Genomic DNA, 15506 nt, shown 5'->3' with positions numbered 1-15506 from the left:
TTTCGAAATGAGACATTCCTGCATTTTCGTGGCGGTTGCCGCCGGAACACTCAGCCTTGCGGGCTGCGGACTCGAATCGTCCGGATCTTCATCCTTCAATCCAGCCATCAATGTCAGTCTCGGTTTTTCCTCGTTCACCCTGACAGAGGCGATGGACACCACCCTTTTCAACGACCTTTATCAAGCCGTCGAAGCCGACCCGGCCGATCCAGATTTCTCGGATGCTCAACGGGTGGCCGAAAACATCCGTGAGGAACTGTCCGTTTTTCTGAACCTTGGGCTGTCGGAAGATAAGTCGACCATCACAACGGTCAGGAATCCCCTGGATCTGATGCGCAGAGTTATCGGTGAAGACGAGGTTACAAGCTTTACTGAGGCCAGGCAGTACATCAGTGAAAAGATTGACGCCAAAGAGGTCGGAATCTACGACACCACCACCAACGGCGTCTCAGTTCAGTTCACGGATCAGGGCGCTGCAGAGGCAGAGGCAGGGGCGGAACTGACTGACTATTTCTGGGTATACCCTACGGTCAAGTGGGTTCACACTCCCGACACCACCGGCAACGTCATTCGAACTCTGGTCTGGGTCGCTGCTGGAACCTTTCCGGAAAACAGCACCCGCCCGAGTGCAGCGCTGGGCACGGAGTTCCTGGGCAGGGATTTTGCAACCGCCGGCTACAATGATGAAGCCCGGATTGTCACTGAAGGTACGGTGGTGATTGAGGGCGAGCGGGAAATGAGCTTTTCACGAACCTACACCGGCTTACAAGCCGACACCGTCATCATTGACGGCACCCGGATTGGAACCAGTGAATTTCCAGAGGATCCTGACAAGCCCAGCGGAACCAAAGAGGGCGCCAAATTCAGCTTTGCCGGCCAGCCTGAGGACATCTCCTGCCTGAAGTTCGAAATGGACTACTCAGTGCCCGAGGTAAGAATCTATACTTCGAGCGGGGAGGCACCCAGGCTCGCCAATCCGGAAAGTCCTGATGAGACAATAATCAATCCGGATTATTGCACCAATCTGGAATCACCGACCTTCAAGTACTCATCGGCGCCCACAGGCTTGCGATCCTGACCCACGAACGGGCCGATCACCACAGGGGCCGATCTGTCAGTAACGCGGTTTCCAGAAACCCTTTCTTACGATTAATCATCCGCTGGAAGGCGGAAATCATGATCTCGGCGTGGGGCGCCCGGTTCAGACGAAGCGTCTCGATGCGACGCTCCAGGTGCTCGACTTCGGAGCAGACCTTCTGTTGAACGTGGTCCCGAACACTGTCGTGGTGGTCCAGCATCACCGGGCGTTCCGAATAGGCACTGCAGTTCTCAACAGGCTTGTCCATATGGCCTCTCATCCAATGAGTCGTGGTTGTCCATTGACCATGGTCGAATTCTGCACACCTGACGGACAAAGCGCAATAAAAATGAATGGAGTTTCATTTTTATCGAGAGGCGTGTCACAGGTCATTGTTCATTTAACGCCAGATTCACTGCTATAGTTCCAATTAACAAACACTTATCGGCGGCCCGGAACCACCATGACCCAGACGTCTGTTGCCCACACCCTGCGCGAATACCTCTCCCTGCTTGAACTGCTGGACGATGCCTACTGGGAAGCTGGCAGCATCCGCCACAAAGACATGGTGTATGACATCATCAGCATCTTTCATCAGGAAGTGGCGGAAATGAACAAGCTCAGTGTTCAGGATCATCACTACCCCTACGAGATGATCACCGAAGGAATCCGACGGGTGGTTCCGAAACTGGAATACCTGGATGAAAACCGTGAGGACGTGATTCAGAGGACCCAGACACTGACGGACTTCCGGGATGTGGCGTCGTCAGTGCTGGGCATACTCGAGGCACAGCTGAGATCGGTTTAACTGGCCGTCATGGCAAGCGGCCGCTGCGCCTCTGGAATAATGGGAAACTGATTGCAAACAGTGTAAACAAACCTGGCCAGTGCCGGCAGGTGGTGACCCACAATGGATATGCCGGTATTCACCAGGGACACGGATATATCCCGCGCCGGATCGGCCCAGCAGAGTTTGTTGATCAGCCCGATATGGCCAAAGGCATAGCGGCTCTGGGGCCCCCACAACCCCACCGGATTACCCCCGAGCATCAGGCCCGCGCTGAATCTCATCGGGATCATCATGGTCCGGTCGATCTGCAGCGACCCATATTGCTGAACGGCCCGATGTACGGTGGCTTCACTGCAGATTCGTTTACCGTTCCAAACCCCGCCGTTGAGCATCATCTGGAAGAAACGCCCCATCTCCTCGGCAGTACCACACAGATTGCCAGCCGGAATCACCGCCTCCTGAAAACGGGGATCATTGGACACCCTCTCCACCGTATTGATATCCGCGCCCAGTGCGCGCCGAATGACCCAGGACACCGGAAATCGCGGCGTCGGCCCGGTGGCGTAGTTGGAAGCCAGATCGTTCAGGTGCTCAGGTTCAATGCCGTAGGTAAACCATCTCATACCCATCGGCTGGCGCAGGTGGACATCCAGGAAGTGCTCAATGCTCTGGCCAGTAACTTTCTCCAGCACTCGTTGCAGCACGAACCCGCCCGTGATGGCGTGGTAGGCCACCTTGGCACCGTCCACTTCCACCGGCCGGGCTTCGCACAGCAGGCGCCAGACTTCATCGCGATCCCACAACACGTCAATGGGGGTATCCGTGCGCAGGGCGGGAATACCGCCGCGATGGGATAACACCTGATGCAGGGTAATGGTGCGCTTGCCGTTCTGGGCGAACTCCGGGCAGTAGTAAGACACCGGGTCCGTCAGGTTCACCAGACCCTGTTCGGCCAATATGTGCATCAGTAGAGCCGTCACCGCCTTGGAGGCAGAAAAGAAGCAGACCGGTGTCTCGGTAGTCATCGGTACCGTGGGTCCGTTGGCCGGGTCATGGGGGCCATTGCCATGGGCGTGCCCGATGGCCCGATGAAGGATTTGCTCGCCTTTGTGGCGCAGGGACAGCTGCATGCCGGGATGGACGCCGGTGCGGTAGAGGCATTCCACGCTGTGCCAGATTGCTTCCGCCGTTTCACTGCTGACACCTACGGCTTCCGGCTTTTCACCCGCCACATCACGAACGGTGACGGAGGACAGGTCCTTGGGTATCCGGCTGCTGTGCAGGACATGGCGAGCAATTCGATTCATCCGATAAACCTTCTTCAAGCATACGTTGGGCCCAGTGTCGTCACTGAGCCCGGGAGGGTCATTGGCCACAGGCAGGTACTGTGGCTGTCAGCCAGTCCAACACCTGACGACCATAGGTAGCCATTATGAACAGACACACCTTTCGGTACCAGAGACAAGCGAAGCGGTCTGCTGTGGCTGCGGACTGTGTTAAGTTTTAGGCATTCAAGAACAAAAAGGACAAGGACCTCACCATGACCCCCGGCATCAACGCGCTCAAGAAGGCAGGTGTGGCCTTCAGGGTGCATGAATACGAACATGATCCCGACAGCCAGAGTTATGGCCTTGAAGCCGCCCAAAAGATGGACGTGGAGCCTGCCCGGGTATTCAAAACCCTGGTGGTCCTGGTTGACGGAAAGTCCATGACCGTTGGCATCGTGCCTGTACAGACCCAACTCAGCTTGAAACGGATAGCGAAGGCGACGTCGGGAAAAAAAGCCACCATGGCGGATCCAAAGGCGGTAGAACGAAGCACCGGCTATATACTCGGTGGGGTAAGCCCTCTCGGCCAGAAACGCCCCCTGAAAACGTTTATCGATCAGTCGGCCGAAAGCTTCGAGACCATCTTTGTCAGCGCAGGGCGCCGGGGACTGGAAATTGAATTGTCACCACAGGATCTGAGCGCACTCCTGAACGCTGCCTTCGTCCCGTTGCAGCAGGAGTAAACCGTGGAACACACCCAGGACCTGCTCCTGATTGGGGGCATCATGTTGCTGGCGCTGGGCGCCCACACCCTGGGCCAGCGACTCCATGTTCCCCGGGTCACGCTGCTGATCCTGGTCGGTACGCTGGCCGGCCCGGAAGTGCTGGATCTGGTGCCAGCGTCGATCAGCGACAACTTCCCTCTGGTGACCGAACTAACCCTGGCCATGGTGGGCTTCCTGCTCGGCGAACGGATGTCGGTCCGGGATCTGAAACAGGGCCGGGAAGCCATTATTGTCAGCCTCGCGGTCACGCTGGTCACCGCGGGGCTGATCTTTGTCGCGATCTGGGCCGTCACCGGAGAGCTTCTGGCCGCACTGATCCTGGCCGCCATTGCCACCGCCACCGATCCCGCAGCAACCCTGGATGTGGTTCGACAAACCCGGGCCAGGGGGCCGCTCACTCGCCTGGTCACCCAGGTGGTGGCCATTGATGATGCCTGGGGGGCACTGCTGTTCAGCGTACTGCTGGTGTTCGCCATGCTGGTTTCCGGCAACGGCGCAGACGTGACCGGAACGGCGCTGCACGGACTGTACGAAGTGGCGGGCGCGATTCTTCTGGGTGCCATTCTAGGTCTGCCCATGGGTTGGTTGACCGGCCGACTCAAACCCGGCGAGCCCATGTTGCTGGAATCCGCGGGGTTCGTATTCCTTGCCGCCGGCCTGGCCGGTGCCCTGGAAGTGTCCTACCTGCTGACCTGCATGACACTGGGGGTCACAGTCGCGAACGTGGCCAGCCACCATGTACGCCCGTTTCGCTCGATCGAGGGCATCATCGAGCCCTTCCTTGCCATGTTTTTCTTTCTTGCCGGCTTCCGGCTTGATTGGTCTGTGCTGCCAACCGTGGGCGGCATTGGCATGGCGTATATCATCGTGCGAATCATCGGACGCGTGGCGGGTGGCTTTGCGGGTGGGGTGCTGGCCGGCTCAGACCCGAGGGTCCGCTTTCATTCCGGCGCGTGCCTGCTGCCCCAGGCGGGGGTGGCCATGGGGCTGGCACTGGTCGCCTCAGATCGCATTCCTGAACTCACCTACTTGGTCCCCCTGGTTATTGCTTCCACCGTGTTGTTCGAACTCATTGGCCCGCCGGTCACCATGCACCAGCTCAAGCAGGCAGGCGAAATTCGCTAGCACCGGGGCCACAAGCCCAAAACCCCATAAAAAAACCGGAGAGCCCCTGCGGACTCCCCGGTTTTCCTTGTTCCTGACCATCCTGCTTACCGCAGGACCGGAGATCAGCTCACCGACGCGCGGGCGTCGGACAGGATCTTGTTCAGGGTTTCGCTCGGCTGCATCACCTCGCAGACCATGTCCTTCGGTGCGTGGTAGTAACCACCGATATCGGCCGGATGGCCCTGGATCACGGTCATTTCCTCAAGGATCTTGTCCTTGTTCTCTTCGAGCTGCGCGGACAGCTTGCTGAAGAATTCCTTCAGCTGCGGATCGTCGTCCTGCTTGCTCAGTTCCTCAGCCCAGTAACGGGCCAGGTGGAAGTGGCTGCCACGGTTGTCCAGCTCACCGGTTACGCGAGACGGCGACTGGTTGTTTTCCAGCAGGCGCTCAGTGGCCTTGTCCAGGGTCTGACCCAGCAGACGGGCGCGGTCGTTGGACTGCTTTTCACCCAGCTCATCCAGTGACACGGCAATGGCCAGGAACTCCCCGAGGGAATCCCAGCGCAGGTGATTTTCCTGAATCAGCTGCTGTACGTGCTTGGGCGCGGAACCGCCAGCGCCGGTTTCGTACAGGCCACCACCGTTCAGCAGCGGAACAATGGACAGCATCTTGGCGCTGGTGCCGAGCTCCAGGATCGGGAACAGGTCGGTGAGGTAGTCGCGCAGTACGTTACCGGTGACCGAAATGGTATCCAGGCCACGGATCAGGCGCTCCATGGTCCAGCGGATGGCGCGAACCGGGCTCTTGATCAGGATTTCCACACCTTCGGTGTCCATCTCGGCCAGGTACTTCTCGACCTTCTGGATCAGCTGGGCATCGTGGGGACGCTCGTCGTCCAGCCAGAACAGAACCGGCATACCGGAGGAGCGACCACGGTTCACCGCCAGCTTCACCCAGTCACGGATCGGCAGATCCTTGGTCTGACAGGCACGCCAGATGTCACCTTCTTCAACCTTGTGCTCGGTCAGAACGCGGCCGTCGGCATCAACGATGCGCATGATGCCGTCTTCCTGCATTTCGAAGGTCTTGTCGTGGGAACCGTACTCTTCAGCCTTCTGCGCCATCAGACCAACGTTCGGTACCGTACCCATCGTGGTGGGATCAAACGCACCATGGGTCTTACAGAAGTTGATCACTTCCTGGTAGATGGTGGCGTAGGTGGACTCCGGCATAACCGCCTTGGTGTCCTTCAGCTTGCCATCACGGGCCCACATCTTGCCGGAATTACGGATCATCGCAGGCATGGAGGCATCAACAATCACGTCGCTCGGTACGTGCAGGTTGGTGATGCCCTTGACGGAATCGACCATGGCGATTTCCGGGCGGTGCTCGTAGCACTTGTGCAGCTCTTCCTGGATTTCTTCCTGCTTGGATTCCGGCAGCTCCTTGATCTTCTCGACCACGCTGGACAGACCGTTGTTCGGGTTCACACCCAACTCGTCGAACAGGTCACCGTACTTGTCAAAGAGGTCCTTGTAGTAAATCTTCACCGCGTGTCCGAACACGATCGGGTGAGAGATTTTCATCATGGTCGCCTTCACGTGCAGGGAGAACATGACGCCGGTCTTTTCGCAGTCGGCGATCACGTCCTCGAAGAATTTGCACAGGGCTTTCTTGCTCATGAACATGGCATCGAGGACTTCGCCTTCCTGCAGCGGCAGGCTGTCCTTCATGATGGTTTGCTCACCCTTGGTGTTTTCAAACACGATCTTGGCATCGGTGGCCCGATCCAGGGTCAGGGACTGCTCGCTGGAGTAGAAGTCGCCGCCACGCATGTGGGCAACGTGAGTGCGGGAAGCTGGGCTCCACTCACCCATGGAATGGGGGTACTTGCGGGCAAACGCCTTCACCGCGGTGGGCGCACGACGATCGGAGTTACCTTCACGCAGCACCGGGTTGACCGCACTACCTAGCACTTTGGCGTAACGGGCCTTGATCTGCTCTTCTTCCTCAGTCTCAGGGTGTTCCTTGTATTCCGGAACCTTGTAACCCTGCTCGTTCAGCTCGTTGATGGCCGCACGCAGCTGGGGGATCGAAGCAGAAATGTTCGGCAGCTTGATGATGTTCGCATCCGGGTCCTTGGTGTACTCGCCCAATTCAGCCAGGGCATCCGGAACCCGCTGGTCTTCCTCAAGGTAGTCCGGGAAGTTCGCCAGGATACGCGCCGCAAGGGAGATATCACTGGTTTCAAATTCAATACCAGCCGGCTTGGCATAGGTTTCCAGGATGGGAAGCAGTGACCGGGTGGCGAGAGCAGGTGCCTCGTCAGTCAGGGTATAGACGATCTTGGCTTTGGATGATGTCATTTTCGTCCTCAGGCAAATGGGTGGGTTCAGGACGGTCACGGCACAGTCATGCGTCTTGTGAACGCGAGACACGAGCAATGACTGATCAGAAACTATTGATAGGCTTATTAAGATAACATTTTTTCGGAAATCAGCGTTACGATCTTAGTATAAAAACGGAGTATCCAAGCTCAAAAAGCGATAAACAGACGCCGATGCACTGCTAATTTACGAAACTTTCATACATTCCGATGGTTAACGGGAGGGATGTCCGACCACGAGGCGCCGGAGCACGGACGGGGCCCGTGGAGGCCCCGTCCGGCAGGATCAGGCGGGCAGCAACTCAGCCTGCCGGAAGCGTTCCCGAATCTGGTCCAGCGCTTCGGGATTGGCCAGCGCATCGCGGTTATCCGCCTTGGCGGACCCGTTGATTAGACGGGCGACGGCCAGTTCCACTTTCTTACCACTGCGGGTGTAGGGAATATCCGGCACCTCGACGATGTGTCGGGGCACGTGGCGTGGACTGGCTCCCTCACGGATGCGGGTTTTCAGAGTTTTCTCAAGGCCCTCCGTTAAGGCCTGGCCCTGGGCCGGTACCACCAGAAGAACCACTTCCACATCGCCATCGATCTGGCGTCCTACTACCAGGCTGTCCTTCACTTCGGCCACCGTTTCCACCTGGCGGTAGATTTCCGCCGTACCGATGCGCACACCACCCGGGTTCAGGGTGGCGTCGGAACGGCCATAGATAATGGCGCCACCGTGCTCGGTGAACTCAATGAAATCGCCGTGGGCCCAAACGCCGGGGAAGGTTTCGAAATAGGCGGAGCGATAACGGGCACCGTCCGCATCATCCCAAAACGACACCGGCATGGACGGCAAGGGCTGCCGGCACACCAGCTCACCCCGGCCTTCGCTGACCGGCCGCCCGTCATCCCCGTAAGCCACGGCGTCGACACCGAGGAAGCGGCACTGGATTTCACCCCGGCGCACCGGGAGCAGCGGGGTAGCCCCGACAAAGCAACCACAGATATCGGTGCCACCGGCGATGGAGCCAAGCAGAACGCCCGGTGCGCCGTCTTCGTAGACCCAGTCGTAGTCCTCGGGCAGCAGCGGTGACCCGGTGGAGAAGAGCACCCGCAGGGCACTCAGATCCAGATCTTTGGCCGGCTTCAGTTCCGCCTTACGACAGCCGGCAATAAAGCGAGCGCTGGTACCGTAATGGGTGACCTTTTCAGTGGCCACGGTTTCCCACAGGCTGTTCAGGGTCGGGTAACCGGGCGAACCATCCACAGTGATAACCGCAGCGCCGGTCATCAGCGCAGACGCTTGCCAGTTCCACATCATCCAGCCGCAGGTAGTGAAGTACAGGAAGCGGTCTTCCGGCCCCACATCGCCGTGCAGCATCAGCTCTTTCGCGTGATTGACCAGCAGGCCGGCGTTACCGTGCACGATGCACTTGGGCTTACCGGTAGTACCCGAGGAGTACAGGATGTAAACCGGGTGATCCGGTTTCTGTGGCGTAAAGCTGGGCGCCTGGCCAGCGCCGAAGGCAATGGCCTCTTCCCAGGTGTTCACCAGATCACCGGCGATGGGCGCCTCACCCGGTAACTGCTGCACACTGATAACGCATTTCAGGGACGGCAGTCCGGCGACCAGCCCGGCAAACTCTTCCTGGCGCGCAAACACCTTGCCGCCGTAGCCATAGCCATTCACCGCAATGAGCGCCGAAGGCTCGATCTGGCCAAAGCGGTCGAGGATCGCCCCGGAACCGAAATCGGGCGAAGCCGAGCTCCAGATGGCCCCCAGGCTGGTGGCCGCCAGCATGCCAACCATGGCTTCATAGCCGTTGGTAACCACACCGGCCACCCGATCTCCCGCCACGATGCCCTTGCTTCTGAGGAAGGCTTCGAACGCGCCAACGTCCGCTTTCAGTTCGCCGTAAGTCCGGCGCAGCACGGGCCGGGTTTCACAGTAGGCGACAATGGCTTCCCGATCGGCGTGTTCACCGTCAGCCAGTCGCAGCAAATTGGCCGCGAAGTTCAGTGTCATGTCCGGGAACCATTCGGCTCCCGGCATGTCCCGGCTGCCCAGCACCTGTTGGGCCGGGGTATCGCAGACCAGGCCGCAATAGTCCCAGACCTTGGCCCAGAAGGTGTCCAGCTGATCAATCGACCACTGATGCAGCGCGTGATAGTCCTCAAACGGGCCATAGCCCTGCGCTTCCAGCCAGATTTTGAACTGGCCCATGCGGGAGTTCCGAAGGGTGTCTTCCGACGGAGACCAGACCACCGGTGACTGTTCTGTGTTACTCATCTGACGCTCCTGACAATTACTGCATGTGCCAGCCGTGGCTGACCACGATAGACTGACCGGTCAAGGCGGCAGACGGGAAGGCCGCCAGATGGACCGCGACTTCCGCCACATCCTCAAGGGTGGTGAACTCACCGTCGACGGTGTTTTTCAGCATCACCTTGCTGATCACATCCTGCTCGGAGATGCCCAGTTCTTTGGCCTGCTCCGGAATCTGCTTGTCCACCAGCGGGGTGCGAACAAAGCCCGGGCAGATGATGTTACTGCGAACGCCATGCTCGGCGCCCTCTTTGGCTACCGCCCGGCACAAGCCCAGCATGCCGTGCTTGGCGGCCACATAGGGCGCCTTCAGCGGTGATGCTTCGAGGGAGTGCACGGACCCCATGTACAACATGGTGCCACCGCCACTTTCGTACATCTGCTTGAGAGCCGCGCGGGTCACCAGGAAGGCCCCGTCAAGGTGCACGCTCATCACCTTGCTCCAGTCGGCGAAGGCCAGCTTGTGTACCGCATCGATGTGCTGGATACCTGCGTTGGCGAGGGCGATATCCAGCCCACCCCAGCGTTCGACAATGGCAGCGACGCCCTCATCGACGGCCTGTTCATTGGTGACGTCCATCGCCAGCGCCATGGCGGTGCCGCCCGCTTTTTCAATGGCTTCAGCCGCTTCCTTCGCTCCCTCGAGGGTCAGGTCGGCCACCGCGACTTTGGCACCCTCCCGGCCGTATTGTTCCGCGATGGCCCGGCCGATGCCTCGTCCGGCACCGGTAATCAGTGCAATCCGGTTTTCAAGACGCATGCTTCAGGTCTCCTCAGTCATAAGCCACGCTGGGCAGCCAGGTCGCAATTTCCGGAACCAGGAACACGATGGCCAGGGCTACCAGCTGAATGATGATGAACGGCACCACGCCGCGATAAATGTCGGTCACCTTGATCTCCGGCGGCGCCACACCCTTGATGTAGAACAGGGCGAAGCCGACCGGCGGGGTCAGGAAGGACGTCTGCAGACACATGGCAAACAGGATGGTGAACCACACCAGGTCGAAACCCAGTTGCTGCACCACCGGCGCCACCAGTGGCAGGATAATCAGGGTTATTTCCACCCAGTCCAGGAAGAAGCCCAGCAGGAAAACGGCAAACAGGATGGTCAGGACAATGCCGTAAGGCCCGAAGGGCAGACTCAGCAGGGCATCTTCGATAACCGCGTCACCGCCCAGCCCCCGCAGGACCACCGAAAACGCGGTGGCGCCCAGAAAGATGGCGAAGATAAACGCCGCTGTGCGGGTGGTCTGCTGCATAGAGGAATTCAGCACCTTCAGATTCAGACGTCCCGCCATCAGGGCCAGCAGCAGCGCACCCAGGGCACCGACACCAGATGCCTCGGTGGGCGTGGCAATGCCGGCGAAGATGGAACCTAGCACCCCCAGAATCAGCGCCGCTGTCGGCAGTACTGCCTTGGCCACTTCCCAGACCACGCCCCAGCTGACCTTCTCCAAGCCTTCGGGAACCGGTGCAACGTTGGGCTGGAACAAGGGTCGCAGCATGGCATAGGCCACGTACATGGCACCCAGCAGCAGGCCCGGCAGGAAGGCCCCCATAAACAGGTCACCCACCGACGCCTCGGGAACCGCCAGGCGATCGGCCATCAACACCAGCATGATGGAGGGCGGAATCAGGATACCCAGCGTGCCGGTAGCGCACGCCGTACCGACCGCAAAGCCCTTGTCGTACTTGTTTTCCATCATCACTGGCAGCGACAGCATACCGAGCAGTACCACGGACGCACCGATGATGCCGGTAGTGGCGGCCAGCAGCACGCCAATCACGATGACCGTGACGGCAAACCCGCCACGCACATTACCAAACAGCTTCACCATGCTGTTCATCAGGCGTTCGGCCACGCCAGACTGGTCCAGCATGATGCCCATGAAGATAAACATGGGCAGCGCCACGAGCGTCTCGCTTTTGACGATGTCCCATATCCGTTCGGGCACCAACCCCATGGATGAGGGGTAATCAAACCATAAATTGGCACCAAAGTTTTCCACCGCCACGACCCCGACGACGGTCCAGATAACAGCGGTTCCACCCAATACCCAGGCAACCGGGTACCCGGTCATCAGCAGGACCCCGAAGGTCAGGAACATGCCGATTACAAAAAGCGTTTCGAGCTCCATCAGTTCGCGTCCTCTTTCTTGTCATTCCCGGACTCAACCCGGATCGGGCGGGGGAAGCCAAACAACAGAGCGGTTACCTTGAACAGGCGTGACAGGGCCGCAATCATAATCAGCGCAAAAGACAGGGCCAGGATGGCCTTGAGCACCCAGCGATTGGAAAGGCCTGCGGGCGCCTGACTGGTTTCGCCAAGCTCCCATGAGCGAATGGCGTAGGGCACCATCTCGTACACCGCTAACCCGAGAAACGGCAGCAGCAGAATCAACAAACCGAAGAATTCGATCCAGCCCTGGGTCCGAAGGGACAGGCGCTCGTGAATCACGTCGACGCGGACGTGGTCGTCGACCACCAGGGTGTAGGCCAGGCCAAGAAGCCAGCCTGCGCCCGCCAGGTGCCACTGGACCTCTTCCAGAAGGACCGATCCCTGGCCAAACACATAGCGGCCAACCACCGCCCAGATAATGACGCCCGTCACTACCAGCCAAAGCCAGGAGGCGGTTTTGCCAATGGCCGTCAGAACAGAATCGAGCCACTGACTGATGCGGGTGGTGGGCAATTCAGTGTGGTGGTGAATCAGCTCGTCTGCACCACTTACGGACACACGCCGGTTAGGCTGCGGGCCCTGATCAGACACCGTCATAGATGATCACCTCACTTGGAAGGCAATAATGTTGAACAATGAATGGCCAGGAAGGCCATCCACCGGAAAAGAGCACCGGCGTGGTAGCCGGCGCTCTTTCAACGCTCAGGCCGGTCTTACAGGTCGGCCGGCAGGTAGGCGCGTTCGTCCCACACTTTGTAGGATTCCATGAACGCTTGTTGGCTCTCGTACACACGCTTGAAGTCCTCATCCTTGGAGGCTTCTTCTGCCAGAACCTCCTCGGTCACTGCCTTCAGCTCTTCCAGAACTTCGCGGGGGATTTGATCAGCCTGAACGCCCTTGTCCTGGAAACCAGCCAGAACAGCGCCGTTCTTGTATTCACCTTCGGCCAGGCCACGGGTAGTGGCGGCGGTGCAGGATGCATCAACCAGGGCTTTCTGGGCCTCGGTCGCACGGTCCCACTCGGCCTTGTTGATCAGCATGTACTGAGCGGTGAACTGCTGGTGCCAGCCCGGGAACAGGTTGTATTTGACCACCTGGTCGAAGCCCAGAATCTGGTCGATAGCCGGCATGGAGAATTCGGTCGCATCGATGGTGCCTTTCTCCAGCGCCTGGTACAGCTCGCCACCCGGCATCATGGTGACCGACGCACCCAGCTTCTCCAGAACCTTGCCGCCCAGGCCGGCGAAGCGGATCTTCATGCCGTCGTAGTCGTCCAGGCTTTCGATCTTGTTGGCATACCAGCCAGCGGTTTCAGGCCCGATGATGCCGCACAGCTGGGCGTGCACCTTGAAGCCCTTGTTGGCATAGACTTCCTGCAGCATCTCGTGACCGCCACCGTAGTAGTACCAACCGATGTAAGCCCAGGGCTTCATACCGAAGGGAACTGCGGCGAACAGGGGTACCGCAGGTACTTTGCCCTGGTCGTAACCGATCCAGGTGTAGCCGGCAGATACCTTGCCGTCGGACACGGACTGCAGGATGTCGAAGGGAGGAACCAGCTTACCCGGCTCGTAGACCCGGACCTGGATGCTGCCATCAGAAGCCGTCGTCAGGTTGTCCGCAACCCATGCGGCAGGGGAACCCAGGCCTGGCAGATTGGTGGCGAAAGCGACAGGCATTTTCCAACGCAGATCATCTGCGAAGGCGGAACCCGTGGTCAGGGCGATCGCACCGGCCACACCGGTGAGGGCCTTCAGAAGTTTCATTGGCAAGTCTCCTAACATTGTTATTGTGTCTGGTACGCCGTACAAACCGGCGAACCGAGTCTGAGTATAGTCAGGTAACGCAGACAATGAAGACGGACTTATCCAAAGGGAGGGGGGTCCAACTGAAAGGCGTCAGTCTTATTGTCTGCGTTATTCTGACGTCCTGCAGAGTGATAAAAGCAGACACTATGCCAATAACGTTTTTATTATAGGTTTCAAAAGCTTATTGTTTTTCCGGGCCGGCTTACCGAGGCTAAATTGTCTGGTTCTCCGGACAGCTTAAGACATCCGTCTAATTAAGCTGTCCGAATTCCAGGACATCTGTCCACAAATCAGGACATCTTTGCCAGTTTCTCGTAAAGAACGGATCGGGAAATGCCCAGCAGCTTCGCTGCGCGGGTGCGATTGCCCCGGCTGGCCACGAGGGCCTCCTCTATGGCCTGGGCCTCGGCGTCCGCGAGGGTCCTGGCCAGAGGCCGTATGGGCTGCGGGGCGAGAGAAGAATGGGATCGTCTTCGCCCCTTGGGCAATACCTTGAACACGGCATCAGCATCCAGCAGCCCCCCTTCCTCACTCATGGTCAGGGCTCGCTCCAGCACATTCCGCAGCTCCCGGATATTGCCCGGCCAATCGTAACTGCCCAGGGCCGACACCCCGGCATCGGTAATCTCGGCATGCATGCCGAGATTTTCACAGATTTCACCCAGAATGGCCTCACACAGTACGCCGAGGTCTGCCAGACGCTCCCGCAGGGGTGGTATCGGTATTTCCAGCACGTTCAGGCGGTAGTACAGATCAGACCGGAAACCTCCGTCTTCAATCATCGCCTCCAGATTGCGACTGGTCGCCGCGATTACCCGGACATCCACCTGATCCACCTTGTTGGAACCGAGAGGCTCGACTTCCCCCTCCTGCAGGGCGCGCAAAAGTTTGGCCTGAAGGGGCAGCGGCATATCGCCCACCTCGTCCAGGAACAGGGTACCGCCGTTGGCCAGCTGGAACTTCCCCTCCCGGTTACGCCGATCCGCGCCGGTATAGGCGCCCGGGGCAACCCCGAAGAACTCTGCTTCCAGCAGGTTGTCCGGGATGGCGGCGACGTTGACACCGACAAAAGGCTTGTCGGCCCTCGCGGAAACCGAATGAATCGCCTGGGCCAGTACTTCCTTCCCGGTGCCGGTTTCGCCCAGCAACAACACAGGCATATCACGCCCGGCTGCCAGTCGGGCCCTACGCTTGACCTCCAGCGCGGGAGGGCTGGCGCCGACGAAATCCCCCAGGCTGTAACGAGTGCCCCGGGCTTTCTTGGCCAGCGCCTTGCGTGCTGCTGCCAGGTCCTGATGCAGACGGCGGTACTTGGCCACCAGCGGCGTTAGCGGTTGAAGATCGTCGTAGAGAACAAAGGCGACCGCACCCTGTACCGTGCCTGTATCATCAAAGAAGGGAACCCGCGTGACCACCAGCTGCTGATGGTCATGCTCCATGATGTCCAGCAACAACGGCTTGCCGCTGCTGACCACTTCGGGCATTCGGGTATGTGGTATAACCTGACGGACCGGTTTACCCAGGGCACCTTCAAGATCGGTCAGCCCCAGCAAACGGCCGTAGCTGTGATTGATCCAGGTGATGCAACCGTCCTGGTCAACGGCAATAGCGCCGGCACTGGCTTCCTCGAACATGGGAAACAATGCTTCGATAAGATCTCGGGTCAGCCCGCTTTTGTTTTTGTCATTGAACAGCTTTGTCATGTATCCCGTACCAGCAACTGCTTGATTATGCCTCATAGGAATCACTCGCCTGTCCGGATTTCCGGACACGAAACACGAAGTATAGGAGCCT

The 15506-nt window shown here is 59.0% G+C and carries 13 protein-coding genes; 4 read left to right on the top strand and 9 right to left on the bottom strand.

Going from position 1 to position 15506, the window contains the following annotated elements:
• The first annotated feature begins 7 nt into the window (after positions 1-7).
• A complete protein-coding gene (locus tag K8I84_RS12700; RefSeq protein WP_223795146.1) occupies positions 8-1078 on the top strand; it encodes a hypothetical protein in 1071 nt (356 codons plus the stop codon).
• Positions 1079-1094: 16 nt separating this feature from the next.
• On the opposite strand, the gene K8I84_RS12695 is transcribed toward K8I84_RS12700, so the two are convergent.
• On the bottom strand, positions 1095-1346 hold the full coding sequence (locus K8I84_RS12695) for a hypothetical protein (RefSeq protein ID WP_223795145.1): 252 nt from the start codon (positions 1344-1346) through the stop codon (positions 1095-1097).
• Positions 1347-1541: 195 nt separating this feature from the next.
• Between K8I84_RS12695 and K8I84_RS12690 the strand changes: the two genes are divergently transcribed.
• Positions 1542-1886 (top strand): hypothetical protein, encoded by a 345-nt coding sequence (locus K8I84_RS12690; RefSeq protein ID WP_223795144.1) that lies wholly within the window; start codon positions 1542-1544, stop codon positions 1884-1886.
• Here the strand turns inward: K8I84_RS12690 and K8I84_RS12685 are convergent.
• Positions 1883-3175, bottom strand: coding sequence for a serine hydrolase domain-containing protein (locus tag K8I84_RS12685; protein WP_223795143.1), 1293 nt, complete (start codon positions 3173-3175; stop codon positions 1883-1885). The two genes, K8I84_RS12690 and K8I84_RS12685, sit on opposite strands and share 4 nt — an antisense overlap.
• Before the next feature lie 233 nt (positions 3176-3408).
• Here K8I84_RS12685 and ybaK point away from each other — a divergent pair, with 233 nt between their 5' ends.
• Positions 3409-3879, top strand: a complete 471-nt coding sequence (gene ybaK / locus K8I84_RS12680) for a Cys-tRNA(Pro) deacylase (protein ID WP_223795142.1) — start codon at positions 3409-3411, stop codon at positions 3877-3879.
• A gap of 3 nt (positions 3880-3882) precedes the next feature.
• Complete coding sequence (locus tag K8I84_RS12675; protein WP_223795141.1) at positions 3883-5046, top strand: cation:proton antiporter; 1164 nt, start codon at positions 3883-3885, stop codon at positions 5044-5046.
• Positions 5047-5150: 104 nt separating this feature from the next.
• Here the strand turns inward: K8I84_RS12675 and K8I84_RS12670 are convergent, their stop codons facing one another.
• The 7 genes from K8I84_RS12670 to K8I84_RS12640 form a co-directional block, all read right to left on the bottom strand.
• Entirely contained in the window at positions 5151-7394 is a 2244-nt protein-coding gene (locus tag K8I84_RS12670; protein ID WP_223795140.1) for an NADP-dependent isocitrate dehydrogenase, read from the bottom strand.
• Positions 7395-7700: 306 nt separating this feature from the next.
• Positions 7701-9689 carry an acetoacetate--CoA ligase gene (locus K8I84_RS12665; RefSeq protein WP_223795139.1) on the bottom strand — a complete coding sequence of 663 codons (1989 nt, stop codon included), beginning with the start codon at positions 9687-9689 and terminating at the stop codon, positions 7701-7703.
• Between the two features lie 16 nt (positions 9690-9705).
• Positions 9706-10485, bottom strand: a complete 780-nt coding sequence (locus tag K8I84_RS12660; protein ID WP_223795138.1) for a 3-hydroxybutyrate dehydrogenase — start codon at positions 10483-10485, stop codon at positions 9706-9708.
• A 13-nt stretch (positions 10486-10498) separates the two neighbouring features.
• Positions 10499-11863, bottom strand: coding sequence for a TRAP transporter large permease subunit (locus tag K8I84_RS12655; RefSeq protein ID WP_223795137.1), 1365 nt, complete (start codon positions 11861-11863; stop codon positions 10499-10501).
• A complete protein-coding gene (locus tag K8I84_RS12650; protein WP_223795136.1) occupies positions 11863-12501 on the bottom strand; it encodes a TRAP transporter small permease subunit in 639 nt (212 codons plus the stop codon). Before K8I84_RS12650 ends, K8I84_RS12655 begins: the two co-directional genes overlap by 1 nt.
• 116 nt (positions 12502-12617) lie before the next feature.
• Complete coding sequence (locus tag K8I84_RS12645; protein ID WP_223795135.1) at positions 12618-13670, bottom strand: TRAP transporter substrate-binding protein; 1053 nt, start codon at positions 13668-13670, stop codon at positions 12618-12620.
• A gap of 332 nt (positions 13671-14002) precedes the next feature.
• Positions 14003-15415, bottom strand: a complete 1413-nt coding sequence (locus K8I84_RS12640) for a sigma-54 interaction domain-containing protein (RefSeq protein ID WP_223795134.1) — start codon at positions 15413-15415, stop codon at positions 14003-14005.
• Between the last annotated feature and the right edge of the window lie 91 nt (positions 15416-15506).

Source organism: Marinobacter sp. F4216 (genome assembly GCF_019931195.1).
In the GTDB taxonomy this organism is placed as follows: domain Bacteria; phylum Pseudomonadota; class Gammaproteobacteria; order Pseudomonadales; family Oleiphilaceae; genus Marinobacter; species Marinobacter suaedae.
Note: the sequence above shows the minus strand (reverse complement) of the source record. Positions and strands in the feature narration are given on the sequence as shown.

Coding starts and splice junctions, on each gene's coding strand:
- K8I84_RS12700 (WP_223795146.1), top strand. CDS start 8: ATGAGACATTCCTGCATTTTCGTGGCGGTTGCCGCCGGAACACTCAGC.
- K8I84_RS12695 (WP_223795145.1), bottom strand. CDS start 1,346: ATGGACAAGCCTGTTGAGAACTGCAGTGCCTATTCGGAACGCCCGGTG.
- K8I84_RS12690 (WP_223795144.1), top strand. CDS start 1,542: ATGACCCAGACGTCTGTTGCCCACACCCTGCGCGAATACCTCTCCCTG.
- K8I84_RS12685 (WP_223795143.1), bottom strand. CDS start 3,175: ATGAATCGAATTGCTCGCCATGTCCTGCACAGCAGCCGGATACCCAAG.
- ybaK (WP_223795142.1), top strand. CDS start 3,409: ATGACCCCCGGCATCAACGCGCTCAAGAAGGCAGGTGTGGCCTTCAGG.
- K8I84_RS12670 (WP_223795140.1), bottom strand. CDS start 7,394: ATGACATCATCCAAAGCCAAGATCGTCTATACCCTGACTGACGAGGCA.
- K8I84_RS12665 (WP_223795139.1), bottom strand. CDS start 9,689: ATGAGTAACACAGAACAGTCACCGGTGGTCTGGTCTCCGTCGGAAGAC.
- K8I84_RS12660 (WP_223795138.1), bottom strand. CDS start 10,485: ATGCGTCTTGAAAACCGGATTGCACTGATTACCGGTGCCGGACGAGGC.
- K8I84_RS12655 (WP_223795137.1), bottom strand. CDS start 11,863: ATGGAGCTCGAAACGCTTTTTGTAATCGGCATGTTCCTGACCTTCGGG.
- K8I84_RS12650 (WP_223795136.1), bottom strand. CDS start 12,501: ATGACGGTGTCTGATCAGGGCCCGCAGCCTAACCGGCGTGTGTCCGTA.
- K8I84_RS12645 (WP_223795135.1), bottom strand. CDS start 13,670: ATGAAACTTCTGAAGGCCCTCACCGGTGTGGCCGGTGCGATCGCCCTG.
- K8I84_RS12640 (WP_223795134.1), bottom strand. CDS start 15,415: ATGACAAAGCTGTTCAATGACAAAAACAAAAGCGGGCTGACCCGAGAT.